The sequence below is a fragment of the Muriventricola aceti genome (genome assembly GCF_025567565.1).
Taxonomy (GTDB): Bacteria; Bacillota; Clostridia; order Oscillospirales; family Oscillospiraceae; genus Lawsonibacter; species Lawsonibacter aceti.
On the sequence record NZ_JAOQKF010000001.1, the window covers coordinates 182,211 to 207,727 of the forward strand.

The following is a 25,517-nucleotide window of genomic DNA, read 5'->3' on the forward strand; positions in this document are numbered from 1 at the left end:
CGCCGGAGCGGTCTTATTTGTCACATGGCAGGAGTGGTATCGGAAACATAGGTCTGTTCCAAGCCGAGATCCAGCTCCAACAGGAAATTCAAGTCATCCAGGGCCAGGTACAGCTCCCCCTCCAGCATCAGCGCCGGGGCGGACAGTTCTACCCTTTGGCCGTCCCGCTGACTGTTCTGGCCGGTCGTCAGCGTATACCAGTGCTCCCCGCCGTACAGGACGACTTCCTCCCCGCCGAATGTGGTTCCGACCCGCCACCCCAGCGCCTGGGCCAGACGGCCGGCAGAGAGGTAAACTCTGCCCTCCAGCATCAGAGCGCCGGAGCCCAGCTCCAGCTCCCGTCCCTGTATGTACAAAGCCGGCACGCCATTTGTGCCCTGGACAGGGAGGCGGGCCACATATTCCTCATAGGTCAAGTCCCGCTCCATACAGAGCTTGGCAATGTCCTTGCCCACATAGCGGTAATGCCAGGGCTCAAACCGGTAGCCGGTGATCCGCTCCTTCCCCTCTGGATAGCGGAGGATAAATCCGTACTCCGCACAGTGCTCTACCAGCCAGGCGTAGGTGGGCGTGTTCTCAAAGTGGGCCTGGACACTGGCGGTATTGATGTCCAGTGCCAGTCCGGTCTGATGCTCCGAGGAGCCTGGACGGGCGGAATAGGTGTCCGCCAGGCTCTGACCATCCTGGGACACATATCGGTCATATACCCGCTCCTGTGTCCCATAGGAGCGGTAGGAGGATACGTTCCACAGCCGAATCCCCTCCGTCCGGGCCTGGTCCGCCATGGCCTTGAACTGCTCCCAGGCCTCCCGCTGGAGATAAGCTGTCCCATAAGTATAGGCTGTCCCCATCCGGACCAGATCAGGTTTATAGTCCGGGCTGAGTTGGTGGTACTTATTGACCAGGACGGTCTGGCTGTCCGGGTCCTCCACCATCTGGATTCCCTGATAGAATGGGCGGTCCAGGCCGATATTCACCTCGGTCGCCACCTGTTCTGTGGTCAGCTCCGGGTGCCGCTCCCCGTAGTCCAGATAGCGGCCCATATTTTCCACATGGCAGTAGGGCAGGACCAGCAATTCCAATTCCCGCTGGGACAGCGCTCCCTCCATCAGCCGGTGATAGAGCTCTCGGTCCAGGCGGCTCCAAACCTGGGCGATTTGATCCCGCTCCAGCCCTCTCCGGGCCAGCAGAGCGGACACATCCCGATAGGCTGCCGCCGGGTCGCCGTTGTCCAGCACCAGGGGCGAGGGATCCCCAGGCTCCTCTGGCGGTATGGCAAAGACCACCGCCGGGAGCAAAAATACCAAAAGTCCAGCCGCCAACATCCTGGACAGGCGGCGCTTCGGGAAAAAGCTGCGCATGGTGATATAATATCCTCCTCAGGCGGAACAGCTCCGCCGTTCTCTGTCAGTATACGGCCGGGCCTAGCCCCGGCACAGGTCCATAAAATATTGGAAGATCGGCGCTCCATCCACCGCATCCCCCCGTCTTTGGTCAAAGGACATCCGCTCCGGATGGAACTGGACCCCCAGCACCGGCCGCTGTGTGTGAATCAAAGCCTCCGGAAAGCCGCTCTCCGCCCAAGCGATGGTCTCCAGTCCCTCACCCAGTCGGTCCACCGCCTGGTGGTGGGCACTGTTCACCGGGAATATGGGGCCGTACAGCCGGTGGAGCAGAGTGCCCTCCCGGCTGCGTACAGGGTGGACCCGGTCCTCCTCCCCGCCGCCATGGAAAGGTCTGATTTCTCCCGGCAGGTCTTGGAGCAGGGTGCCCCCCAGCGCCACATTGACCACCTGCATCCCCCGGCAGATTGCCAGGATTGGCTTGCCCGCCTGAAAAAAGGCCCAGAACAGCTCCAGCTCCGCTTGGTCTCTCTGCCGGTCCGGGGGCTGGGAGCCCCGGTTTTCCTGCCCAAAGAGGGCAGGGTCCATATCCCCGCCTCCGCACAGGATGAGCCCAGCGCAGGACAGGTCAGGGGATGGGCAGCAGCCGGGGACAGGCCTCGCCCCTGTTTCACAGGCCGCCCGACAGTAGTTATCCATACGTCCGGCCTGACCAGAAATCTGGATGGAAGGGAGATGGTCCATAAAAGCTCCTCTCTGATGGGGCCCGGTCAGCTCTGCTGGGCGTCTACCGCCGCTCTGGACCGGACCAGCGCGCAAATCAGCTCCACCGCTCCGGCAATACCAGAAGTGCTGGAATTAAGGGTCAGGTCATAGCGGCGCATATCGCCCCAGGTGTGGCCGGTGTAATAATTGTAGTAGTTAGCGCGCCCCCGGTCCATCTGGATGATGCGCCGTTCCATGTCGTCTGACGGGATGTGGTACTCCTCCACACACCGGGTCACCCGGCTGGGCAGATCGGCGTGGACAAAGACCTTCAGACATTCTGGCCGATCCCCCAGCACATAGTCGCTGCACCGCCCCACAATAACACACGGGCCTTCGTCGGCCAGCTCCCGAATCACGTCGGCCTGGGCGAAAAAGGCCTGGTGGCTGACGGGCACACCTTGGTGGGCAAAGGCGGGGGTCCCGATTCCGATGGGGGTAATAGACAAATGGAAGCGGCTGCGGGCCCGCTCCTCCGCACGGGCAATAAAGTCCGGGGACAGGCCGCTCTTCTCCGCTGTCTTTTGGATGATGGTCCGGTCATAGCATGGGATGCCCAGCTGGGCAGCCAGGCGCTTGCCAATCAGTCTGCCTCCACTGCCAAATTCACGGCTGATGGAAATGACGTAATTACTCATAGTGCGCCTCCTGATCCTAAAGATATGATACCAAACCGTCAGGTATCCAACAAATTTTCTTTTGTTGTTAAATATATTATAGCGGATAAACCGAAAAATGACAATGGAAAACTGGGCCGGACCCTAAAACAGCTCTGAGAAGGCTATTCCTCCGGTTTTCCCTGATAAAACGGTTGCGGACCGTCCCCCCAGGGGGTAAAATAAGATACCGCCCCCTCTGATTCGGGGTGGAAAACACAGACAGAAAGGCGGACTCCAACGTGAGAAAAGCCGGGGTGCTGCTGCCCATCTCCTCCCTCCCCTCCCCTTGGGGCATCGGCGCCCTGGGGGCAGCGGCCAGGGAGTTCATCGACTTTTTGGCCGCTGCCGGACAGTCCTTCTGGCAGATCCTGCCCTTGGGCCCTACCAGCTATGGCGACTCCCCCTACCAGTCCTTCTCCTCCTGGGCCGGTAATCCCTATTTCATCGATCTGGATGATCTGGCGGCGGAGGGACTGCTGGAGCGGCAGGAATATCAGCGTCTGAACTGGGGGGAGGACCCGGCCCGTGTGGACTATGGGCTGCTATACAAAACGCGCTATCCCGTTCTGCGGAAGGCCTGCGCCCGGCTGCTGGAGCGGGGGGATGCCCGCTTCCATTCCTTTTGTTTGGGCGAGGCTGACTGGCTGGAGGACTACGCCCTGTTTATGGCCCTGAAAGAGCGGTTTGACGGCCGCTCCTGGCAGGAGTGGCCCCAGCCGATCCGGCTGCGGGAGCCCGCCGCCCTGGAGGCGGCCCGAACTCAGCTAGCTGGCGAGGTGAACTTCTGGAAGGGTGTTCAGTATTTGTTCTGCCAGCAGTGGAAAAAGCTGAAGTCCTATGCCAACGAGAAGGGCGTCTCCATCCTGGGGGATCTGCCCATCTACACCGCCCTGGACAGCGCCGACGTGTGGGCCAGTCCGAAGCAGTTTCAGTTGGATGACCGGGGCTGCCCCACCGAAGTGGCCGGGTGTCCCCCGGACGCCTTTTCTGAGGACGGCCAGCTCTGGGGCAACCCCCTGTTTGACTGGGAACGGATGAAGCGGGACGGCTACCAGTGGTGGCTGCACCGCGTAGGCTATCAGTTATGCCTCTATGACGCGCTGCGCATCGACCACTTCCGGGGTTTCGAGTCCTATTACGCCATCCCTTACGGGGACACCACCGCCCGCAACGGCCGCTGGCGGCCCGGCCCCGGCCTGGATTTTTTCCAGGCGGTGAACAGCGCCCTGGGGAAACAGAACATCGTCGCTGAGGACCTTGGCTTTCTCACTCCGGAGGTCCACCGCCTGCTGGAAGAGACCGGCTATCCTGGAATGAAGGTATTGGAGTTCGCCTTTGGCAGCCGGGAGCTGGGCAGCGCCTATCTGCCCCACTGCTACCCCACCAACTGCGTGGTCTACACCGGCACCCACGACAATGACACCATCCGCGGCTGGATGGCCTCCGCCCCCCGGAAAGAGGCCGCCTTTGCCAAGGAGTATCTGCGCCTGAGCCGCGGGGAGGGATACCACTGGGGGATGATGCGGGCGGCCTGGGCCTCCCCCGCCGGTCTGGCCATGGTCCAGATGCAGGACCTGCTGGGCCTGGGCTCCGAGGCCCGAATGAATATTCCCTCCACCCTGGGCGGTAACTGGCAGTGGCGCGCCCTTCCCGGCAGCTACGGCCCTAAGCTGGCCCGGCGGCTTCACCGGGAGATGAAGGTATATCAGCGCCTTCCCAGTCAGAATGAAAATGGCGGGCCCCGTTGAATGGAAATCCCAGCTTCTGTTACCGCCAGGCGTTCCGAGCTCTGTAGCAAAACGCCGGAGCCGCCCCAAAAGGGGCGGCTCCGGCACTTCATTTCAGCAGGGTCCGCTTGATATTGCCGGCAAAGCGGTCCAGCCTCTCCCCCACGCCTGGAGCGGCCAGGGCCTCCCCTGGGTCGTTGGCCCGCTCCAGCATGACAAACTTCCCCGGCAGGAAAAAGGACTTGTTCATGTTCATGGCGGCAATGAGCTGGCGGGCCAGAATATCCCCGCCGGAATAGCCAGAAACCACGATGGCGAACAGGGCCTTGTCATAAAAGCGGGTCTGGCGGAACAGGGCGGTAAGCCGGTTCACAAAGGCGGTGAGGTTGGCGGACAGAGCGTCGTTGTAATTGGGGCACAGCATGACCACCCCCTGGCACCGGCGGACAGCGGGATAGACCTCCTGCTGCATCAGCCCGCCGTAGAAGCACCCCCCCTTTTCTCCGAAGTGGAGGCACATGGTGTAGGGGCAGCCGGAGCAGTCGGACAGGGTGCCATTGCGCAAACCGATTTCCGTATAAATAAACCGGTCCCCCAGCCGCTTTTTGGTCTGCTCCCACAGGGCCATGGTGTTGGAGGTATGGTGGCTGGAGGCGTGGAGCACCAACAGCTCCGGGCTGTCCTGGGTCAGATCGGCGGGCTGCTCCAGCCGTTCTGTCAGCTCCCGGGCGGCAGCCCGGTAGGCTCCCGCCAGGTCCGTCCCCAGATTATTGGCCTGGACCTTGAAGTTGGACAGGTCTCCCGTCCCCTCCACCAGGGGGCGGCCCACAAAGGAACAGCCCGCCAGGTTGGCGGCCAGTGTCAGCTCGGCGGCGGCGGACTTGGTGTACAGGTGAGAGGTCCCGTCCACGATCAGCCCGGCAGTACAGCCCGCCAGCAGCTCCGGCTCCCGGCGCATCCGGGCCAGCATCCTGACATACTCCAGGTTCACTCCCTCCGCCCCCAGAGGCAGGGCGAAGAGGAGCCTCTGGCCCTCTAGCCTCTCCAGCTCCTCCGCGGTGCGGATGGTTCTCCCCGCCCGGCCCGCCAGGGCGCGGGCGAGAATACCGGACAGGCGGGTGTCCGCCTCCGGCCGGTCAGGGTATGGATGAATCAAAACGAGGGACATGAGATCGCCTTCTTCAAAAGTTGATGTACGGGGGCGCCGGGGAAACTCAGCCATTTCTCAGGGGCGGCCGCTGGTTGTCCACGACAGGGGACAGGGACCCCAGGGTGGTAAGCGCCACGACAACAGAGAGGTGGAGCGCCACATTGGGGAGCGTAAAGTCTTCGGTATTGGACACCTCGCCAAACTCCATCAAGAACCGGCAGGCCAGCCCCAGCAACGTCATACCGAGGGCCAGGGCGGCTGATTTCCGCACCTTGCACCGGCTATGCAGCACACCCAGGATCTGTCCGATTTCATAGTAAAAGAAGCAGAGCGCTAGCAGCAAATACCAGCTGCCAAACCGCCGCCCTGTGGTGAAATTGTGGATAGGGAAGCCGAAGCAACCGAAAAACACCAGACAAGCACACAGACCGATAAGCCAGCGGATAGGGTGGGCCAAAATTTTTTCTCTCATGGAGTACCTCCTTTATGATCCAGGGCAAAGTAAGGGACATAAAATCGCCTTCTTTCAAGGTAGGATGTCCGCATGGTAAAACAAAGCAGCTGACCAAGTTATTTTTTCCTGATCTTGGTATATACCCAGAACAAGAGCTCAAGGATGCCCCACGCTAGCAAAGCGGACAGAATGGCCGAAACGACAATACCCTCCTCAGTGCTGGGAAAAAGTCCACCCGGAATCATACCAGGCTCCAGCTCAGGGGGATTGAACCCACGCTTCAGCTGGATGAAAAACACAAGCAGGATGACAATAGAAATCAGAGTGTCTTTTTTGCTCCGTTTCATTCTGTTCTGTCCTCCTTATTACAGTAAATGTTAAAAAGAGGCCGGGCGGAAAAGGCTAGACTTCGAGGACGCCGCTCTCTACAAGATCTCTTTCAGGTGTTCCGCCGCGTCCTTAATATGCCCAAACAGAGGGTCCGGGATCTGGGGCAGCAGCTCTGTTTCGATTCCTGCCGGGGTATAACGGTTTTTCACCCCCATATAGACCCCGTCCAGAAAGACAGAACCGCAGTGCCACTCCCCCCGGAGAGTAAGCAGCAGAGACAGGGCCCCGGAGGACAGAGCGGGGGCCACATAGGGCTTAAAGCCGATCTCCCGCATCTTCAGATTGGCAGTGACGGTGAGGCGGGTCAGCTCCTGGGAGATGGCCTCATCATAATGTTTGATGGAGTTGGCGATGGTCAGCCCGGTGCCGTGGGGCCCAAAGGACCGGCCCTCTGTCAGAAAGGAGGCGAATCTGGCGTCCCGCTTGGCAAAGTAGGCCGCCCGGGCGTTCATCACCCCCAGGCCGAAGCCCTGTACCTGCTCCGGCCGCAGGCCGAGGCCGTCCCAGTTCCCATTCTCGTCCCGGTTGCTCTCCAGATAGGCGGTTTTGGCCAGGGGGTCCACCGGGTCGGACACCGCGCACCATAGTCCCTGAAACTTCTTCTCCCGCGCCATGCGGACGTAGCCCTTGACGATGGCGGCGTTTGCCTCGAACTGGGCCATCCGCACATCCTTCACCTGGGAGCCCACCGGGGGAATACCACGGGAGGCCACAAAGACGAACAGATCGCAGTCAAAGAGATTTTCCGGAGAAATGATCTCCACCTCAGGGAAGGCGCTGTACTCCCAGGGCAGGGAGATCTGCCCCATCTCGAACTCCCACCGGGCGGTGATCTGGTCGGACAGGTCACAGATACCGATGGAGGAGATCACATCTCCCCCCAGCAGCTTCAGCCCGGTGAGCAGGGTGGAGCCCACATCACCGATGGCCAGGAGATTCACCCGTTTCTTCCCTTCTTTGGGGGAGGCGGCGAGGAGGGCCTCCCACCCCGCCCGGCCAGGGTTGACGGCGGTGAGCCGCCCCTCTGTGATGGCGGCAGACAGGGCCGGGTCCGCCTCCACCCAGGGCAGGCGGGAGGCGTCCAGCGCCTCCAGCCCGTGGCCGGCCAGCAGCTGGCCGGGGTGGTTTACCCGGAACGAGCCCCGGCCCAGAACCGGATCTCCGGGCACCAGGGCAAAAATAGGGCCGTCGGCGGCAGGATCGGTTTCAGGGCCGAAGCCCTCCAGAGGGGCTGGAGAAACCAGGGCAGCCCCTTTCCAGCGGTAATAATACATACAGATCACCTGTCCTTTTTACAGTTTCAGCGGTTGGGACACAGGGGGCACAAGCGTGGCAGCTCCGCTGTCATCCGTTTTGACGGAGAAGCTGCTCCAGGTCGTTCTCCAGATAGACGGAGGGGGACAAATTGGGGTCGTAGCTCAAGCAGGTGCCCTTGTCCGGGCACAGGGGCAGGACGACCGCCTCTGGCAGCCGGGACAGGGTCAGGTTGCGGCCATAGAGGACCCGGTACTCCCGCTCCAGCACCCGCATCACATCCAGAGCGGCCTCCAGGCAGGTGCGTGACAGTTGAAAGACAGCTTCCCGACCGCACTCATCCTGGTAGGGCGGCGCCGCATAGGGCAGGATATGGTTGATGCCCGGCAGCAGCCCCGGCACCGGGGAGGCGGGCCGGCGGACCGTATTGCCGCCGATAAAGGGATACAGGGTGGCCTCTACGAACCACTGGCGCAGCCGGGGCAGGAAGTAGACGCAGTCCACCGGCCGGTCCCAGGAGCGCATCAAATCCCGGCCATAGCCGGACAGGATACCCACCAGCACCATACGGATATCCACCCCCTCTTGGCGAAGGATGGGGTCCAGACTCCCCATCCGGAAGCCGGGGTGCATCAGGTCGTCCACCAGGATAACCGGACGATTGAAGGACTTGATGGTGCGGATCTGGCTGGGGATGGGGGCATAGTATGGGAACGCCTCCATCACGCTCTCCGACAGGTCAGGCGTAAACACCTTGTCGGTGTGGATGGTCTTGGTCACCGTGTTGGGCACAATCTTTCCCCGGAGCATCTTGCCGAAGGGGACACACATATCCTCGCCCAGCGTCCTGGGGGTGGTGGGGGTGGCGGGGACATTGTTATAGGCCGTGATTTTCTCCAGCAGGCGGTGGTGGATGATATCGGTGGACAAAGTCAGCACCAGGCAGCCGGGATAAAGGCCGGTCATAGCCCGCTGGAGCCGCTCGTGCCCGCGGCGGATAGCGGACAGCACCCTGGGATTGCCGGACAGAGGCTCCTGAATGGTGGTCTCCAAATTCTGGATAAGCACTGTGGGCGTCCGCATATCCACCTCCCAGATGGCGGTACCGCCCCCCTCCCGGTCCACAAAGCCGGACCGGGACAGGATGTCGCCCAGCTCCTGAGGCAGCTTTCCGTCGTGGGGGGAGAACACGGCGTAAACATACTCCTCCTCCAGAGCTCGGGCCAGCAGTTCGCTCAGGATGAGCTGGCCGTAGTCCTTATGCCGGTCGGTCCGGTCGGCAGCCAGGGCAGTAATAAGCAGCACCTTTCCCCCCGCCCGCAGCCGCAGGCGGTCCGCCAGCCGCGGGTCCTCGGTAGCCGGGAACAGGTCGGAGGAGGCCAGATAGCGGTAGCTGGCATAGCCCAGCAGCTTCCCTTCCTCCCCGGTACGGTGGAGAAGGAGAAGCTGGTCCCCCTTCCGGATAATGGCGGAGCGCAGGGCCTCCCCCTCGGGATGACCGGCGGTGATGTCCGCCAGCAGCAGCGGGGAGGGGTCCTTCACCCACTGGAACTCCAAGTCCCCGGCATAGAGCAGGGGCTTGTCCTGGCTGTCCCGGAGGTAGAGGCCGTTTTGATAGATAAAGTCCTGAATGACCGGGTCGATGAAGTTGGAAATGTCCCGGTTCAGGTCCACGTTCTCCCGGATGCGGGAGGAGCTGATGTCCTCCAGATGGTGGGGCAGCTGGAGCTGAATGACCCGCCCCGTGATGGGCAGGGGCTGCGGCAGCTCCGCCTCTCCCGCCCGGCGAAAGATGACGTGGTCCATGTGGTGGATGGAGAAGGGCCTGGGCTCCGTTTTGTAAGAGGACGCGTTGGCCACCACATCGCTGCCCGCCACGATATAGACCTGCTGACCGGGGAACAGCTCCACCAGCCGCTTCAGGTCCCTGGGATTGGCGATATTCACCGGGATGTCGTCCGGGAACAGGTGGACGTGGAAGTCCCCGGCAATAGACAGGTTGACGATCTGCCGGCGGACCAGGTGGGGCTGGGCCTTCTTGGACCAGGAGAACTCGTCCACAGCCAGATAGACCTCGAACCCCAGGTCCCGGATGGCGTGGACGATGCCCTTGTGGGACAGGGTGAAGGGGTCAAAGGTGCCAGGGAAAAAGGCGATTTTCGTGGGGCAGGAGAACTGGAAAGGCCCTTGGTCCAGCCGCCGCAGAGCTATGAACCTGTTGATATGGGCCAGGGCGGCGGCCCGGTAGAAGAAGGTCAAGCCGCTGTGCCCCGTGGTCTCCTGTGTTAGGAAAAGGAGCTTGCGGTAGCACAGGGCAAAGAGCCGGGCCTTCTCCTCCATGTCCAGGATGGGGGACTCAAAGAGGAGCTTGCCAGTCACCAGCAGGGCCTCCTGCCGCACTGCCTCCCGATAGTGGGCCAGCCCCTGGAGAAGCAGTCCCAGCAGCTCCTGCCGCCGGCCTTCGTAGTGCTTGTCCGGCTCAGGAAAGCGGTCCCGGTAGGCGGGATAGTGCTGTAAGAGGACTCCAATGGTATTCAGGGCGCCGGATACGGCGGAGTCGTTGGGGGAGCCCAGCAGCCCCTTGAGCCAAAGCACCTGCTCGTCCAGCTCAGAGGGGTAAAGATAGAGGGCGGCCTCCCCCAGGTATTGGGGGATATATTTGGATATCTCGTACTGTCCCATCTCCAGCCCTTTGCCCAGCTCCACCACTACCTCGTTGCGCTGGTCCCGGCGCAGCAGGGACAGAGTGCGTACCAGGGCGGAGCCGGCGGTGTGCCGGACCACCACCCGCTCAGATACCTTGACCAGGTTGGAAAAGTGGGTGGCGATGTGAAGAATATGGGTGCGCATCCCGTATTCCACCTGGTCCCGGAGCAGCTCCACGCCGGCCACCTTGACGATCCAGGGGGTGGCCGTCTTTAGGTTGTCCAAAAAGACCTCGCTGGTGATGTCCAACTGGTACAGAGTCTGCTCCAGAGGGGTGGCGTCCTCCCCGGCCCGGCTTAAGATCTTATACTTCAGGAAAATTGTGGTCAGCTGGTCGGAGCCAGCCTGTCGGGCCACCTGGGCGATGCGGGCCATCTGGGGATGGCTCCGAGGGATGGACCGCTCCGCCTCCCGCAGGAACTCCAGGGCGGCGGTGACCAGGCGCAGGTCGTCAGACCTGATAAAGTGGGCGGCAAACTCGATCAGCCTGCCACGGACGTCATCTCCGTAGTATTGGGGCGGCAGGTAACGTACCGCATCCAGCAGGGTAAAGGCGGTGTCTGGGATGGTGTCCTCTGGGGTCTCAAAATAGCGCAGAAAGGCCCCCAGGAACCGGGGAATATCTCCCGGCCGGGCGTGGTCCAGCATAGAACCGATGACCAGCTTCAGAGTATAGCCGATGTGGGATCGCTGCTGAGGGGTGGTCTTGTGGTCTGGAAAAATGATCATGTCCAGATACTGCTCCCACAGGGTAAAGGGCACCTCCTCCGCCGGGTCGCTCTGGGCGTCGGCGGGCACCTCCTTGCGGTACACCAGGTGGAAACGGGCGATCAGCTGGCCGATGAGGCCACCGGCCTGGCGGCGAATATCGCCCTCACGGTGCATCAGCAGCTCATAGAGGAAGGACAGGGCCTGGGTCTTCTGTCGGACAGACAGATAGGTAAAATATTCCTCAAAGATATTCAGATAGGCCCGCAGCTGCTGCCAGCTCTTGACAGAGCGGGCCTCCTCGATGATGTTGCCAAACTTCTGCTCGTTGGACAGCATGTGCATCAGCCGCAGATTGTGATCCACCGACAGCAGAATCAGCCCCTCCAGCGTTTCCTCCGGATCCATGAGCGCCGGGTCCTTGTGGGGCAGCGGAGGCTGGGGGCGGCCAGTGAGGTCCACGTCTACCCCCAGTGAACGCATATAGTCCTCGAAGTCATGAAGCTTTCCATAGACGAACTCATACCGGCGGCGCTTCTCATAGTCCACATTGTCCAGCTTGGACAAAATGACCTGGAAGGACTGATCCAGGGGAAAAATGGTGGTCACCTCGTTTCCTTCCTGGTCCCGCTCCTGCTTGCAGCGGAAGTCGGCGTAGATAAGAAGCAGGGACTCCACGGACAGGGACTCCAACTCCAGATCCCAGGTCGAGTGGTTGGAGGCGATGTGACTCACCGCCTCCATCTTCCGGCCCAGCAGCCACTGGTCAGTATAGTAATAGTGGAGGTAGGGCACCCGCTCCCTAGGCCGGCAGCCGAATTTGCCCACATCGTGGGCAGCGGCCGCGGCGGAGATCAGGGCCAGATCCACGTCCACCTGAGCCTCCGCCAGACCTCTGGCCGCCGTCATAGCGATATAGTGAACGCCGGCAATATGATTCAGGGCACGGAAGGGAGTAACCTCCAATCCCATCCGCATCAGTTCGTAGACGAACTCCTCCCGCCACGCAGCCAGAAACCAGCGGTACTCCTTTGCCTGGTCGCAGAGGGAGTACTCCTCCTCCGTCAAAAACTGGAAGTCCAGCATTGGGTCAAAGGGCAGGGCAGCCCGCTCATGGTCCAGCAGGACCTGGAGTACGGTGAGATAGAACTCCGCCCCCTGGGCATACCGGCCGGCCTCCGGCGCAAAGCCGTTTTCTGGGAACATCAGCCGGCACACATACTGATAGATAAAGGGCTCCCACCCCTTCTCCGGTCCCTGGGGACAGAGACGCTCCAGGGCCGGGGCGCACAGCTCCAGCACCCGTACGCAGCTCAACCGCTCCCGGATGGGAAACAGGGCCGCCAGGCTCTCGGCCATGCCGCAGGACTTCAGCAGGGCCTGGGCGGCCTTTCGGTTGGGAATCGCGGCCAGCTTTCGGGATACCAGGGCCTCGGCGATCTCGCCGGTGATCTGACGAATCAGCTTGTCATTCATAGTGGGCCCGCCTTTCTCCGCGCCCGTGTGGCACGGGATACTATTGTAAAAAGTGTAACACATCCCTGCCGGTTTGGAAAGTGTATCCGGCCGAGAAAATGGCCACACGCTGGGAGGCTGCGGGATAGGGCGGCCCGCATCTCACGCGGGCGGGCCCTGCCGCCTCCTCTCTCCCCTCCGGGCCGCAACCTGGCCGAAGATTGCCCCCAAAAGCAGGATATTTCCGCAGAAATACAGCCATACCAGCAGGATAATCAGCGAGGCCAAGGAGCCGTACACCAAGGTATACCGAGAAGACAGGCCGATAAACCAAGAGAAGAGGACGGAGCAGGCCACCATGGCCAGGGAGGCCAGCAGGGCGGCTCCCCGCACGATCCGACGCCCGGCCCGGTCTCTAGGCGTCCCTACCCGATAGATCACCAGCACCAGCAGCAGGAAAAAGAAGAAGAGCAACAGATAGCGGGTCCATCGCCACAGCCCGGACAGCGCCTGCAGCGGGATCAGCTCCACCACTCTGGGGGGCAGATGGGTCTGAAGCAGGCCAAAGAACCAGTCCCCGGTGAAGATTACCACCACGGACAGGTAGATGGTCAGCAGAAAGAGCAGAGACAGCCCCAGGCTGAGAAGAAACCGGGCCGGGCCGTTGTTCCGCCTGACCTGGTACAGCTCGTCCATGGTCAGAAACAGGGTACGGATGCCGGCGGAAGCTGAAACCAGGATGGTAAACAGTCCGGCGGCCAACAGGGCTGGGGACTGGATGTCCGCCGCGTAAGCCAGATAGTCCTCCATAATGGCCAGAGCCTGGGCGGGGAGCAGCTGGTCCAGGGCGGTCAGGAGCTGCTCCAAGTCTAGATGGAACAGCCCAATGAAGTAGTTGACACACAACAGCATGGGAAACAGAGTCAAAATCAAAAAATAGGACAGGGCCGCCGCCGACCGGGCCACACCCACCCGGATGTAGGTGTGGGCCATCTCCAGAGCAAGGGCCACGGGCGGAAATGTTATCAGCTTTTTCACCATAGGAGGTCCCTCCTTCTCAGACCATTGTACTGGTCCCGCCTGTCAAAAAAAGTATGTTTTCGGGGGCGAGGTCTTTCTTCCCTCTGATCCCCCGGCCTGTCTGGGAAAATCCCCTTGATGAATTGGGGTATCCGTCGTAAACTGTAAGAGATTTGTAAGAGATATCCGCTGAAATCTGTAAGGGATCTCTGTTATCCTGTATCCAGTGACCGAGGAAGGAGCTGTTTTCATGGCTGAACAAGCGGCTATCCTGGTGGTGGACGACGACCGGGAGATCGTGGGGGCCATCACCGCCGCCCTGGAGAAGGAGGGCTACCGGGTGCTTCGGGCCTACGACGGCATGGAGGCGCTGGACAAGGCCCTGGACCCGGACCTGCGGCTCATTCTGATGGATGTGATGATGCCCAGGCTGGACGGCCTGTCCGCCGTCCTCCGCATCCGGGAGCGCCGGAACCTGCCCGTCATTCTCCTGTCCGCCAAGAGTGAGGAGAGCGACAAGGTGCTTGGCCTGTCCATGGGGGCGGACGACTATATGACCAAGCCCTTCGGCATCCAGGAGTTAGTGGCCCGTGTCCGCAGTCAGCTTCGGCGGTATACCCGGCTGGGGGATGTGAATGCCGCCCCCGCTGGGGCCATCGTCAATGGCCGGCTGGTTTATGACCCGGACCGCCGCGCCCTGACGGCGGATGGGGATGAGGTACGTCTCACCGCCACCGAAACAGGCATCGTGGACCTGCTGATGCGGAACCTGGGCCGGGTCTTTCCAGCGGAGGAGATCTACCGCCGGGTTTGGGGGGAAGACGCGTTCGCCTCCGACAACACGGTAATGGTCCATATCCGCCGCATTCGGGAGAAAATTGAGCTGAATCCTCGGGAACCAGACTATTTGAAGGTGGTGTGGGGCATTGGATACAAAATGGAAAAAAAGTAGAGCGGCTGCCGGGTTTTTGGCCTTCCTGCTGGGAATCTCCATGCTTCTGGAGGGGGCCCTGTACTTTGGCACGGCGCTGACCTCCTCTGGCAGCCGCCGGTGGATCTCCGACAGCTTCCAAGCCGACTGGCGGGATACCACAGAGTTTCAGGGCTTTATCAGCGCCCGGTTGGTGCAGCTGATCACTATGGGCGCCGGAGGCGATGTCTTTGGGGATATCAATGGCTATGACGGGGGCGACTGGGGGTTACGGGATACAAAGGTCCGCTCTCTTCACAACGTCATGAAGGAAGACTTGAACATCCTCTACCGCGTTGAGCGAGAAGGAAAAGAACTTTACAGCAATAGTGACACTTTGACCTCCTCTACAACGGCGGCACAGCTCCCCGATGGCTATGGATTCCTGCTCCAGTTCGACGGAGCGAAGGTCCGGGCCTGGCGGGACGGTGTCGAGCTGGACATCTATGGTGATGGCTACTACCGCTATCAGAACATTGACGAGCCCTATCAGTGGTATGTCCCCGGCTACAAAAACTTTACCATAGATGAGGCAGGGAGCAAAGTCAGGGTAACCATGGCGGTCATCGACGAGCCGCATATCTTTATTAGGGGGGACTATGGCAATTCCGGGGCAAAAGAGTATAACGAGCTGTATTATTTAAAGCAAAATTTACAGATCTATCGAGAAACGATCCTCGCCCACGCCGCCTGCATGGGTGTGGGAGGGGCGCTGTTCCTGGTGTATATCCTTCTGCGGAAGGACAAACAGCGGGCCGACCGACTTCTGGCCCGTGGGACGGGAAGGATATGGTTTGAGGCGAAGCTCGTCCTGGCTTTCCTGCTGGTGTTTTTCTGTATGCCCCGGACGCAGTATCTGGGGGATGTATGGCAGGATCTGGTGTACAGCGACACGCCCCAAAGCACTGCTTCTGGCTCCACCTCCGCCGCTACCTATGACCCCGAAACGGGAGAGTGGGCCTCTGTCGAACCCGTTTACGAATACGACTACTCCTTTGAGCAGGCCATTGGCATCGGTACGGCGGTGACCACTCTGTCGGAGAACCACGGCTGGCTGCTGCGGGAGTATCTGCCCCAGCTGGCAGACCACGCTCCCGGCCTGCTGGCGGTGCTCTGGGGACTATACCTGCTCATCATCAACGACTGGCGGTATAACAAAAAGCCCTGGCGGCACGGCGTGCTGGGAATGCTGGCCGCTCGGGAGCTAAGTCGTCCTATCCAGAAGCAAATGAGCCGATTGGCTGGGCTGACGGGGCTGACCTTCGGAGCGCTGGGACTGGTGGCGGGCTATCTCTTTTTAGTTATTGTGTCAAATGAGGGCTGGCCCGATCCCCTGTGGTGGTATTTCCTAGTGCTAGGACCTTGTATGTCGGCACTGCTCTTGTTGGTATGGGCCCTGGGGCGACAGAAGAATATCTGGACTGACCTGGGGGCCCTGGCCAACCACACCGCCCGGCTCCGGGCGGGAGAAATGGACCGGCCTTTGGATCTGCCCCCGGATCACGGCCTTTATCAGTTGGCCGACGACCTGAATCACATCCAGCAGGGCCTCCACCAAGCGGTGGAGGAGCGCACCCGCAGCGAGCGGATGAAGGTAGAGCTGGTCACCAACGTATCCCACGATCTAAAGACCCCCCTGACCTCCATCCTGAGCTACACCGAGCTGCTGGCCCAGGAGCCCCTGAATCCCCCGGCCAGCGAATATGTGGCTATTTTGGAGGAAAAGGCCCATCGGCTGCGGGCTATGGTTCAGGATGTATTCGAGGTAAGCAAGGCCGCTACCGGTCAGCTTCCGGTAAAACTGGAGCGGCTGGACCTGGGCCGGCTGCTTCGACAGACCTTGGCGGACATGGACCAGGCGATTCAGAACAGCGGTCTGGCCCTGCGGCCCTCCATCCCGGATGAGGGTATCCCCATCACGGCGGACAGCGACAGGCTGTACCGGGTCTTCCAAAATCTGCTGTCCAATGCCCTAGCATACTCCCTGCCCGGCTCCCGGGTCTATCTGACCCTGACCGTGGAGGGGGAACAGGCCCGGGCCATCGTGCAGAACACCTCCGCCGCCGAGCTAAGGCCGGGAGTGGACTACACCGCCCGCTTTGTCCGGGGGGATGAGAGCCGGACCGACGGCGGCTCCGGTCTGGGGCTGTCCATTGCGGACTCCTTCACCCAGGCCTGCGGCGGTGTGCTGGAAATCACCACAGAGGCGGACCTGTTCACCGCCACAGTCATTTTTCCTCTCGCGCGGTGAATAAAATACTGCTCTCGGCACGGGGACGAACTTTCGTCCCCGTGTTTTGATTCAGATACGAAAAAAGCCGTCTGTCAGTACAGACGGCTTTCCCCACATCGGCCCTTAGGCCAGCTTGTTCAGCTTGATGGTCATGCTGCTCTTCTTGTTGGCAGCGTTGTTCTTATGCAGCAGCCCCTTGGCAGCGGCCTTGTCCACAGCCTTGACGGCCACCTTATAGGCGACATCGGCCTCGCTGCGGTTGCCTTCCGCCACAGCGGCGTCAAACTTCTTCAGTTCGGTCTTCAGCGCGGACTTCGCGGCCTTGTTCTGCGCGGCCTTGGCCTGATTGACCAGCACACGCTTCTTGGCAGACTTGATATTCGGCAAACCAAACACCTCCTCCGATCTTATCGTTGATTTGAGCACAGTACGCCTGTGCAGATATGTATTGTACCATCGGTTTTTGAAAAAATCAACTGTTTTTTTCATTTTTTCCAGATTTTTTGGATAGAACGGAATGTGCCGCAAAGACTAGGGGCGCAAAGAAATCATCCGCACAAGATATAGCGTGAAGGAGGGATGGTCATGACTATGCGCCGGACCGACCTGGCCCTGGAAGCCAGAGAGCTGTGGCAAGAGAGCGCCGGAGAGACCACCAAGCTGCCTGGGGTGGAGGCTAGGGATGGAGAACGGGAGGGCCTGCCTGTCACCACAGTGGACATTCTGGACCAGGAGGGGGAAAAGGCCCTTGGCAAGCCCAAGGGCCGCTATGTGACTCTCACTCTGGAGGGGTTGGCCAGCCGGGAGGGGGACATCTTCGCCCGCTCGATACAGGCTCTGGCCGCCGAGCTCTCCCTGCTGCTGAAGGATATTCCTCCCCAGGGGCTGGTGCTGGTGGCCGGGCTGGGCAACCGGGCCATCACCCCGGACGCCATCGGCCCCAAGGTCCACAACTACACTCTGGTAACCCGGCACCTGGTCCGCCAGATGCCGGAGACGTTTGGCGCCTTCCGGCCTGTGGCCTCCCTGGCGGCAGAGGTCATGGGGACCACGGGGGTGGAAAGCGGCGAGCTGATCCAGTCCCTGTGTGAAAAGATATGTCCCCACTGTGTCATCGCCGTGGATGCTCTGGCCTCCCGCTCCCTCCACCGGCTGTGCCGGACCGTGCAGCTGACGGATACCGGCATCACCCCTGGCTCCGGGGTGGGCAACCACCGGATGGGGCTGGACCGGAAGTCCCTAGGCGTGCCCGTTATCGCCATCGGGGTTCCCACGGTGGTGGACGCCGCCACCCTCGCTGCCGATCTGATGGGCGTGGAAGAACTGCCCGATCTTGGGGAAGGCCGGGACCTGCTGGTCACCCCCAAGGACATCGACAGTCAGGTGGGCGACCTGTCCAAAATCATCGGCTACGCCATCGATCTGGCCCTCCAGCCCGGCCTGACCATTGAGGAGCTGGAGCTGCTCCTGAGCTGACCGCTCCCCCTCTTTCTTTCACAGCTTCTGGGCAAGCCAGATCAGGACCACATTTACCACATAAATCAGAGCCAGCCCTGCCAGCCGCTGCCACTGCTTTTCCTTCACAACGTCCCCCCTTTTCCTCCACGCCTAGTCTACGGGTGGGACAAGGAAGAATATACCGGCCAAAAAGTGGACACACTAGTTCCATGATTGGGAATGTGGATCCCCGGAAAGGATGTGGCAGATATGGTCAAGGGCATCACCCGCCAGGTCATCCTGGTCAAGTCCCCGGACCCCCGGCTCTTTGAGGAGGCCATTTTTATTGTCAAGGAGGAGGCTCTGGCCCGGGAGGGCGTCAGCGCCGACCGGGTCTTGAAGGAGGCCCGTCAGGCGGCGGATGGCTATCTCAAGCAGGGTCGGGCCTGGAACCGGCGGCTGGAGCGGCTGCCCGGTCCCGTCTGGGGAGCGGCGGGGGCCCTTCTGGCCTCTCTGGGCTGGACGGTGTGGCTGTTGCTGCTGTGAGCCCTCTCCCGGCGGCGGAATAGAATGGAGATGGCAGGCCCCCTCCCACTCTCTGCGGGGCAGCCAGCCTCCGCCGCCGGACCGGCTCCGGGCGGACACTCCAAATTGATCCCATAAAGGAGCGTATGTACTTATGTCTGGTATCTGTGGATCCTGCGACTTTTTTCGTGACGGCGGCACTTTGGCCCGCCGGGAAGAGGCCCATCAGATGGGAGAGGGGCTGACCTGCCCTCAGCCTGTGGAGCGCGGCCTATGGCAGAGCCGGCACTGTGTGCTGGTCCACCGCCGGCCGGCGGGTCTGGCGCCCCAGGCCCGTCAGCCCATGGTCCGGGGTTGGGAGGGGGCGGAGTACGCCCTTGTATGGGATGGGGCCCTGACCAACGGCCCGGAGCTTCGCCGGGAGCTGGCGGAAGCCGGTTTTCCCCTTGACTCCCACGATGATACGGAAACTCTGCTTGCCGCCTGTATCCTCTGGGGAGTAGAGACGCCCAGACGGCTGCGGGGCTCCTTTGCCTACGCCTTCTGGGACGGGGGCTCCAGGCGGCTCCTCTGCTGCCGGGACCGGCTGGGAGGACGGTCTCTGTTCTGGACCTGGGTGGACGGCACCTTTCTCTTTGCTTCCCAGCAGCGGGCCCTGTTCTGTTTCCCCGGTCTGGCCCCTCGGCTGAGTCAGGACGGCCTACGGCAGCTTCTGAGCCTGGCTCCAGTCCCACCGCCCGGCATTGAAATGTTTGAGGGTATCCATCTGCTGCCCCCCGCCTCCCTGCTGATCTTTTCCCCGGACGGGGTCAGTGTCCACCCCTATTGGGCGCTGGAAAGCCGTCCGCACCCCGACGACTACCCCACCACCGCCGCCAGGGTCCGCCAGCTGGCCGACGAGGCTGTCCGCCGGGAGCTGGCCGGCCCGCCTGCACTGGGCTCTTTTTTGTCGGGCAGTCTTTCCTCCTCATTTGTAACCGCGGCCGCCGCCCTGGCGTATACTGAGGATGGGCGGCCGCCATTGGACACCTGGTCCCTTCAGCGGAACGGGGAATCCTCCGTCCGACAGGTGGCCGATGCCTTTCATACCCGGCACCGCGCTCTGGAGTGTCCCCTGCCCTCCTTGGTCAATTGTATGGAGGAGGAAGGGGAGATTCTGGAGTTTCCCGCCATGGCCCTGTCGGACGCCGGACTGTTCTTTCTCTGCCTCCAGGTCTCCGGGACCTGTCACACGGTCCTCACAGGGACTGGGGGCGGCTGTATTCTGGGCGGCTCCCTCTGGCCGGAGGGGGAAGGCGGGACTTTTCTCCCCCTCCCCCGGTCCACCGCCCTGCCCCTAGGCAGGCAGATCTTTGATCCCGGTCTGTGGCACTCCTCTGGAGTGGAGGAACACGGCAGGGACCACCTGTCCCGGCTCCTAGATCGCTGTCCCACACTGGATGGTGAGAGTCCTCGAGAGACACAGCGCCGCCGGGAGAGCTGGCTGGCCTTCAACTGGCTCCTTCCCGCCCTGCTGGCCCGCAACGAGCGTTTGGGCCGGGCCTCCGGCCTAGACCTCCGCTCCCCTCTGTGCGACCACCTTTTAGTGGAGTACGCCTGGAACATCCCCTGGTCCATGAAGACGGCCAACGGCAGACCCCTTCAGCTGCTGCGGGACGGGACAGAGGACCTTCTCCCCCAGGCAGTCCGGGACCAGGCCGCTCTCCCCCGCATCCCTGCCGCAGAATCCCTGTATGGGCAACTGGTTCGGGCCAGGCTGGCCCGTCTCCTGGACGACACCAACGCCCCGATCCGCCCTCTGGTAGAGGAGCGGGCCCTGCGCCGCCTCCTTATGGAGGATGGCGGCGCTCCCGTGGGCTCCTCCATCCCGAAGGCCCATGTCATGGCCTATCTGGTTCAGCTCAACCGCTGGATGGAGGCATTCCATCTGTCGGTATGACACCGGCGCAACCAATTTTCTTTGCTCTCATTCTTTTCCTCCTTATCCTGGCGCCCCGGTTTTCCGGGGCGTTTTCTTATTGAAAGTTTTAAAACAATTTTAATGAAATCCTCATAATTCCTTTAGAGTAATCGTCAAAACTGTATGATATGATTTGATACAGTTTTAGGGGTAATCCCCCGAAGGGAGCGGATATACGATGACGAACCATATCAAGACGGGACTGTGCGCGGCTGTATTGGTGCTGGCTCTGCTGGCAGCCTATCTCCAGGATGTGTCCTATCAGGGTGGAGGGCCTGGGGCAAGCTCCGCTTCCCCCATTCCCTTTTCCTATCTGGCTCCCGGACGATAGGGTTTACTCCGCGGGCCAGCTTTGTCCGCGCTTACAGTATGACAAGGAGGAACATCATGGCAGAGATTTTAACAGTAACAGACCTTCGGCGGGTCTATGGCAAAGGGGCGGCCACCACCCGCGCGCTGGACGGGGTGTCCCTGTCTCTGGAAGCGGGGGAGTTCGTGGGGGTCATGGGCCCCTCTGGCTCGGGCAAGACTACCCTGCTCAACTGCGTGTCCACCATCGACCGGCCCACCGCCGGCTCCATCGTTATCGACGGCCGGGAGCTCACCGCCCTGCGGGGCAAGGAGCTGGCCCGGTTCCGCCGGGAGCGGCTGGGCTTCATCTTTCAGGACTGCAATCTGCTGGACACCCTGACCGCCGGGGAGAACATCGCCCTGGCGCTGTCCATCGTCAAGGCCCCCGCCCAGGAGATCGACGGCCGGGTGAAGGAGATGGCCGGACTGCTGGGTATCTCCGACTGTCTGAACAAGTACCCCTATCAGATGTCCGGCGGCCAGCAGCAGCGGTGCGCCGCCGCCCGGGCCATGGTCACCCGGCCGGCCCTGGTGCTGGCCGACGAGCCCACAGGGGCCCTGGACTCCAAGTCGGCCAAGCTCCTGCTGGACCGGCTGGAACACTTGAACCGGGAGATGGGAGCCACCATCCTGATGGTTACCCACGACGCCTTCACCGCCAGCTGCTGCCGCCGGGTGGTCTTTCTCCGGGACGGGCAGATTTTCCTGGAGCTCCGCCGCGGAGGGGAGGACCGGCGCGCCTTCTTCCAGAAAATCATCCGTGTGGTGTCTGAAATGGGAGGAGAGATGGCCGATGTTCTCTAAGCTGGCCCTTCGGAATGTGCGCCGGTCCTTCCGGGATTATGGGGTCTATCTGCTGACCCTCACCTTCGGCGTGTGCCTGTTCTATACCTTTAATTCCATCGACGGGCAGGGGGCCATGGTCTATCTGGCCCAAAATCAAAATCCCATGGTGGAACCCATCCTCATGCTGATCGACATCTTTTCCGTCTTTGTGGCGGTGGTGCTGGCCTGCCTGATCCTATATGCCAACCGCTTCCTCCTCCGGAGGCGGAAGCGGGAGCTGGGCACCTATCTCCTGCTGGGCCTGTCCCAAGGGCAGGTTTCAAGACTGCTCTTTCTGGAGACCGGAGTTGTCGGGCTCCTCTCCCTAGCCGCCGGGCTGGGTCTTGGAGTGGCCGCCTCCTACGGGATGTCTGCCCTCACCCTGTCCATGTTCGAGATGGATGTGTCCGACCTGCTGGCCATCACCTTCTCCCCAGGGGCCGCGGTCAAGACCGTCCTATACTTTGGGCTCATCTTTCTGCTGGTGATGCTCTTCAGCGGTGTGCAGGTATCTCGGGCCAAGCTCATCGACCTGATGCAGGGGGAGAGAAAAAACGAAGTGCTAAAGCCCCGCCCCCTGGGAGTGGCCGTGTTCCAATTTCTGCTGGGCGTTGTATTTTTGGCCGCCGCCTATGCCATCCTGCTTACCTTCGGCATGGCCATCGCCGTAGCCGTTCTGCCCATCTGCGTCCCCATGCTGACTCTTGGTACCCTGGGCACCCTGCTCATTTTCCGCTCCCTGTCCGGCTTTGTGTTGAAATTTGTCCAGGGGCGGCCCCGGCTCTACTACAAAAATCTCAATCTGTTTACCCTGCGCCAGTGGATCAGCAAGGTCCATTCCACTTATCTGGCCCAGACCGTGGTGTGTATTCTCCTCCTGCTGGCCATCGGCATCACCGCCAGCTCGGTCGGACTGAACAGCACCATCGAATCCATGACCGGCTATCAGTCCCCCTTCGATATCACTGTCCAGAACCGGAACGCCGACGCCTTGGGGCCTATGGACTTTGACGCCCTGCTGGAAGAACACGGGGTAAACTCCTCCGCCCTTTCCTGGCAGCAGGACACCATTTTTTATTATAATGACGCCTCCGTCACCGGCATTGAGGAGGCCAGCGCCGCCGTCCGGCTGTCCGACTATAACGCCCTGCTGGCCCGCCAGGGAGAACCGGGGTGCAGCGGCCCCCTGCCCCATCTCCAGGAGGGCAGCGACGTGACGCTGACCACCGGGAATCTGGGGTTAAGCTATCTCATTATTCCGGATGAGATGGCGTCCGAACTCAAAATACGCCGTCAGGTCTGGTCAGCGGATTACGCCGGAAACCCGGAGGAAACGGAGGCGGAGGTCATGGCCGCCTTGCGCCAGTTCCAGGAGGAAAACTGGTACTTGTCCATCAACAGTCGGCTGATCATCTATCAAGAGGCCATGGGCAACAAGATCCTGGCCCTGTTCCTGGGGCTGTACCTGGGCTTTACGTTCCTGCTGGCAGCGGCGGCTGTGCTGGCCCTCCAGCAGCTGAGTCAGGGGGCGGACAATACCGGCCGGTATGCCATCCTCCGCCGGCTGGGGGCCGAGGAACGGCTGGTGGCCCGATCAGCCACCCAGCAGGTGGCCCTGGCCTTCCTGCTCCCCCTCGGGCTGGCCCTGATCCATTCCGCCGTTGGAATGAGAGCAGCCAACGAGCTCATCTCCACCGCCGGGAAGGTGGACAGCGCCGCCAGCAGCGCCGTCACCGCCCTGGTCCTGCTAGCTGTGTACGGGGGCTACTTCCTGGCTACCGCTCTGGCCTGCCGCCGGATGGCAAAACAGGCCTGAGGCTGTACAAGAAAGAGGCGATCCACTGACGATGTATCCGCTGTAAATGGGCATATTCCACACTTACGGGGTGAGGTACGCTTTTATTCTTTCGCACCTGTGGGCACGAAACTCTGTGAGGTTTTTTTGATAGTTTGTGGCCCGCCCATGGATATCCATGGGCGGGCCTTTCTGCCTTTCCCCAGTCGAGAGGGGCCTCCATTTCCCTCATGGGCCGCCGGCCGAGGCATTCTTTGCGTTTTAATGCAAAACAGTTGGCTCTCTAGCCATAAAGATTGTATAAAAAAGCTCTATGCAGGCCGGGAACAGGTGACTATAATACGGATGATTATTTTGGCTCCTGTTTGGAGGTATGTGCATGACTAAGGACCTGACCCAAGGCAGTCCCATGGGACTAATCGTCCGATTCGCCCTTCCCACTCTGCTGGGGATGCTGTTCCAGCAGCTTTATAATATGGTGGATACCATGATCGTGGGCAAGCTGTTGGGGGCTTCCGCCCTGGCGGCGGTGGGCTCTACCGGCTCCATCAACTTTTTTGTCATCGGCTTCTGTATGGGGCTGTGCGGCGGCTTTGCCATCCCGGTGGCCCAGCGGATGGGGGCCAACGAGCCCTCCAAGATGAGGCGCTATGTGGCCAACTCCGCCTATCTCGCCGCCCTTTTCTCCCTGTTGCTCACCACGGCCACTGGTCTGCTCTGCCGCACGATCCTGACCGTCATGCGGACTCCGGCGGACATCTTTGACAACGCCTACACCTATATCTTTATCATCTTTATGGGCATCCCCGCCACCATTCTCTACAATCTGCTGGCCGGCATCCTCCGCTCCCTGGGAGACAGCAAGACGCCGGTGGTCTTTCTGGCGCTGTCCTCCTTTCTCAATATTTTCCTGGACTTCGCCCTTATCCTGTGGTTCGACGCTGGGGTGGCGGGGGCAGCCATCGCCACGGTGGTATCCCAGGGGATCTCTGGTGTAGCTTGCCTATGCTACATGGCCAAAAAATATCCCATCCTCCGCATGAGTCGGGAGGAACGGCGGCTGGACGTCCACTCCTGCCGGGTGCTGTGCGCCATGGGAATTCCCATGGGCCTGCAATACTCCATCACCGCCATCGGCTCCATTATCCTCCAGTCCTCCGTCAACGCTCTGGGCAGTCTCTATGTGGCCGCCGTAGCGGCCGGAGCCAAGCTTTTTCAGCTGCTGGCCTGTCCCTTCGACGCCATGGGAGCCACTATGGCCACATACTGCGGACAGAACGTGGGAGCCTGCAAGCTGGACCGGCTGGGCCGGGGCATCCGCTCCTGCACGGCGCTGGGGCTGGGCTGGTCCCTCCTGGTGCTGTGCGCCATGCTGGCCTTCGCCCCTCAGTGTGCCATGCTCTTCCTGGACCCCAGTGAGGAACAGTTGGCCCTGCTGGTGGAACTGACCGCCCGGTATACTGTGATCCAAGTATCTTTCTACTTTCCCCTGGCCCTTGTGAATATTGTCCGCTTCTCCATCCAGGGGATGGGCTTCTCCACCTTCGCCATTCTGGCCGGGGTGCTGGAGATGTTTGCCCGGACCGGCGTAGCCACCCTGCTGGTCCCCATCTTTGGCTATACCGCCGCCTGCCTGGCCTCCCCCGCAGCTTGGCTGGCCGCAGACCTGTTCCTACTCCCAGCCAGTATCTTCTGCATCTCCCGGCTGCGCAAGCTCTACCCCTCTGTCCCGGACAATGAGCGGACTGCCGACCCCGCCCCCGCTCTTCTGTCGGACCCGGCCCGGTAAG

At 61.3% G+C, this 25,517-nt stretch carries 20 protein-coding genes; 10 read left to right on the top strand and 10 right to left on the bottom strand.

Features of this window, described 5'->3' with window-relative positions:
* Positions 1 to 20: 20 nt before the first annotated feature.
* From OCV64_RS01035 to OCV64_RS01045, 3 genes are all read right to left on the bottom strand, one after another.
* A complete protein-coding gene (locus OCV64_RS01035) occupies positions 21 to 1,361 on the bottom strand; it encodes a D-alanyl-D-alanine carboxypeptidase family protein (RefSeq protein ID WP_262669014.1) in 1,341 nt (446 codons plus the stop codon).
* A 63-nt stretch (positions 1,362 to 1,424) separates the two neighbouring features.
* Positions 1,425 to 2,087 carry a gamma-glutamyl-gamma-aminobutyrate hydrolase family protein gene (locus OCV64_RS01040; protein WP_240288678.1) on the bottom strand — a complete coding sequence of 221 codons (663 nt, stop codon included), beginning with the start codon at positions 2,085 to 2,087 and terminating at the stop codon, positions 1,425 to 1,427.
* A 26-nt stretch (positions 2,088 to 2,113) separates the two neighbouring features.
* A complete protein-coding gene (locus tag OCV64_RS01045) occupies positions 2,114 to 2,746 on the bottom strand; it encodes a cytidylate kinase-like family protein (protein WP_240288680.1) in 633 nt (210 codons plus the stop codon).
* 260 nt (positions 2,747 to 3,006) lie between these two features.
* On the opposite strand from OCV64_RS01045, the gene malQ reads away from it, so the two are divergent.
* Complete coding sequence (gene malQ / locus OCV64_RS01050; RefSeq protein ID WP_186852345.1) at positions 3,007 to 4,515, top strand: 4-alpha-glucanotransferase; 1,509 nt, start codon at positions 3,007 to 3,009, stop codon at positions 4,513 to 4,515.
* Between the two features lie 88 nt (positions 4,516 to 4,603).
* Here malQ and OCV64_RS01055 read toward each other — a convergent pair whose 3' ends face one another.
* The 6 genes from OCV64_RS01055 to OCV64_RS01080 form a co-directional block, all read right to left on the bottom strand.
* Positions 4,604 to 5,662: a flavodoxin family protein gene (locus OCV64_RS01055; protein WP_262669018.1), complete on the bottom strand. Its 1,059-nt coding sequence runs from the start codon at positions 5,660 to 5,662 to the stop codon at positions 4,604 to 4,606.
* 46 nt (positions 5,663 to 5,708) lie between these two features.
* Positions 5,709 to 6,116, bottom strand: coding sequence for a hypothetical protein (locus OCV64_RS01060; RefSeq protein ID WP_262669020.1), 408 nt, complete (start codon positions 6,114 to 6,116; stop codon positions 5,709 to 5,711).
* A 98-nt stretch (positions 6,117 to 6,214) separates the two neighbouring features.
* Complete coding sequence (locus OCV64_RS01065) at positions 6,215 to 6,445, bottom strand: hypothetical protein (RefSeq protein ID WP_262669021.1); 231 nt, start codon at positions 6,443 to 6,445, stop codon at positions 6,215 to 6,217.
* 78 nt (positions 6,446 to 6,523) lie between these two features.
* A complete protein-coding gene (locus OCV64_RS01070; protein WP_262669022.1) occupies positions 6,524 to 7,762 on the bottom strand; it encodes a lactate dehydrogenase in 1,239 nt (412 codons plus the stop codon).
* A gap of 70 nt (positions 7,763 to 7,832) precedes the next feature.
* Positions 7,833 to 12,632, bottom strand: a complete 4,800-nt coding sequence (locus OCV64_RS01075; protein WP_262669023.1) for a nicotinate-nicotinamide nucleotide adenylyltransferase — start codon at positions 12,630 to 12,632, stop codon at positions 7,833 to 7,835.
* A 141-nt stretch (positions 12,633 to 12,773) separates the two neighbouring features.
* Positions 12,774 to 13,652, bottom strand: a complete 879-nt coding sequence (locus tag OCV64_RS01080) for a YihY/virulence factor BrkB family protein (protein ID WP_207721904.1) — start codon at positions 13,650 to 13,652, stop codon at positions 12,774 to 12,776.
* Positions 13,653 to 13,881: 229 nt separating this feature from the next.
* Between OCV64_RS01080 and OCV64_RS01085 the strand changes: the two genes are divergently transcribed.
* Together OCV64_RS01085 and OCV64_RS01090 are read left to right on the top strand one after the other, a co-directional pair.
* A complete protein-coding gene (locus OCV64_RS01085; protein WP_186852351.1) occupies positions 13,882 to 14,583 on the top strand; it encodes a response regulator transcription factor in 702 nt (233 codons plus the stop codon).
* Positions 14,558 to 16,852: a sensor histidine kinase gene (locus OCV64_RS01090; RefSeq protein WP_262669026.1), complete on the top strand. Its 2,295-nt coding sequence runs from the start codon at positions 14,558 to 14,560 to the stop codon at positions 16,850 to 16,852. Before OCV64_RS01085 ends, OCV64_RS01090 begins: the two co-directional genes overlap by 26 nt.
* Positions 16,853 to 16,957: 105 nt before the next feature.
* On the opposite strand, the gene rpsT is transcribed toward OCV64_RS01090, so the two are convergent.
* Positions 16,958 to 17,221 (bottom strand): 30S ribosomal protein S20, encoded by a 264-nt coding sequence (rpsT, locus tag OCV64_RS01095; protein WP_147572797.1) that lies wholly within the window; start codon positions 17,219 to 17,221, stop codon positions 16,958 to 16,960.
* Between the two features lie 198 nt (positions 17,222 to 17,419).
* Here rpsT and gpr point away from each other — a divergent pair, with 198 nt between their 5' ends.
* The 7 genes from gpr to OCV64_RS01130 all read left to right on the top strand — a co-directional run bounded on the left by gpr (position 17,420) and on the right by OCV64_RS01130 (position 25,516).
* Positions 17,420 to 18,310: a GPR endopeptidase gene (gene gpr, locus OCV64_RS01100; RefSeq protein ID WP_147572798.1), complete on the top strand. Its 891-nt coding sequence runs from the start codon at positions 17,420 to 17,422 to the stop codon at positions 18,308 to 18,310.
* A 231-nt stretch (positions 18,311 to 18,541) separates the two neighbouring features.
* On the top strand, positions 18,542 to 18,817 hold the full coding sequence (locus tag OCV64_RS01105; RefSeq protein WP_147573036.1) for a translation initiation factor 2: 276 nt from the start codon (positions 18,542 to 18,544) through the stop codon (positions 18,815 to 18,817).
* Between the two features lie 133 nt (positions 18,818 to 18,950).
* On the top strand, positions 18,951 to 20,735 hold the full coding sequence (locus OCV64_RS01110) for an asparagine synthetase B family protein (protein ID WP_262669027.1): 1,785 nt from the start codon (positions 18,951 to 18,953) through the stop codon (positions 20,733 to 20,735).
* A gap of 199 nt (positions 20,736 to 20,934) precedes the next feature.
* Positions 20,935 to 21,087, top strand: coding sequence for a hypothetical protein (locus OCV64_RS01115; protein WP_186852355.1), 153 nt, complete (start codon positions 20,935 to 20,937; stop codon positions 21,085 to 21,087).
* Positions 21,088 to 21,143: 56 nt separating this feature from the next.
* The gene (locus tag OCV64_RS01120; protein ID WP_262669030.1) at positions 21,144 to 21,911 is read left to right on the top strand and encodes an ABC transporter ATP-binding protein; all 768 of its coding nucleotides are present in this window, start codon (positions 21,144 to 21,146) and stop codon (positions 21,909 to 21,911) included.
* Complete coding sequence (locus OCV64_RS01125; RefSeq protein ID WP_262669031.1) at positions 21,901 to 23,748, top strand: FtsX-like permease family protein; 1,848 nt, start codon at positions 21,901 to 21,903, stop codon at positions 23,746 to 23,748. The genes OCV64_RS01120 and OCV64_RS01125 overlap by 11 nt, the downstream gene beginning before the upstream one ends.
* Before the next feature lie 358 nt (positions 23,749 to 24,106).
* A complete protein-coding gene (locus OCV64_RS01130; protein ID WP_240288710.1) occupies positions 24,107 to 25,516 on the top strand; it encodes an MATE family efflux transporter in 1,410 nt (469 codons plus the stop codon).
* Position 25,517 lies beyond the last annotated feature (1 nt).